The 1,041-nt window shown below is 65.3% G+C and carries 1 protein-coding gene; it reads left to right on the top strand.

The window, feature by feature from the left end:
* Positions 1-1,041, top strand: a 1,041-nt coding sequence (gene tuf / locus GIY56_RS18290) for an elongation factor Tu (protein ID WP_154766260.1), incomplete at both ends; no start/stop codon positions are given.

The raw sequence follows: 1,041 nt of genomic DNA, 5'->3' as shown, positions 1-1,041 counted from the left end.
GGCAAGACGACGCTGACGGCTGCGATCACGAAGTATTTCGGCGAATTCCGCGCTTATGACCAGATCGACGGGGCACCCGAGGAGCGGGCGCGGGGGATCACCATCTCGACGGCGCATGTGGAATACGAATCGGACGCGCGCCATTACGCGCACGTGGACTGCCCGGGCCACGCCGACTACGTGAAGAACATGATCACGGGCGCGGCGCAGATGGACGGCGCCATCCTGGTGGTGAACGCCGCCGACGGCCCGATGCCGCAAACGCGCGAGCACATCCTTCTGGGCCGCCAGGTGGGCATTCCCTACATGGTCGTCTACCTGAACAAGGTCGACCAGGTCGATGACGAGGAGCTGCTGGAACTGGTCGAGATGGAGGTGCGCGAGTTGCTCAGCTCCTACGACTATCCGGGCGACGACATCCCGATCATCAAGGGCTCGGCCCTGGCGGCGATGAACGGCACCGATCCCGAGATCGGCGAGAACTCGATCCGGGCGCTGATCAAGGCGGTGGACGAGTACATCCCCACGCCCGAGCGCGCCATCGACCAGCCGTTCCTGATGCCGATCGAGGACGTGTTCTCGATCTCGGGCCGCGGCACGGTTGTGACGGGCCGGATCGAGCGCGGCGCGGTCAACGTGGGCGACGAGCTGGAGATCGTGGGCATCCGCGACACCCGCAAGACCACCTGCACGGGCGTCGAGATGTTCCGCAAGCTGTTGGACCGCGGGGAAGCCGGCGACAACGTGGGCGTGCTGCTGCGCGGCATCGACCGCGACGGGGTGGAGCGCGGCCAGGTGCTGTGCAAGCCGAAATCGGTCAATCCGCACACCACCTTCGAGGCCGAGGCCTATATCCTGACCAAGGAAGAAGGCGGTCGCCACACGCCGTTCTTCGCCAACTACCGTCCGCAGTTCTACTTCCGCACCACGGACGTGACCGGGACGGTGAAGCTGCCCGAGGGCACCGAGATGGTGATGCCGGGCGACAACCTGAAGTTCGAGGTGGAACTCATCGCGCCGATCGCGATGGAGGAAAAGCTG

Source organism: Paracoccus lichenicola (genome assembly GCF_009708075.1).
Classification (GTDB): Bacteria; Pseudomonadota; Alphaproteobacteria; order Rhodobacterales; family Rhodobacteraceae; genus Paracoccus; species Paracoccus lichenicola.
Note: the sequence above shows the minus strand (reverse complement) of the source record. Positions and strands in the feature narration are given on the sequence as shown.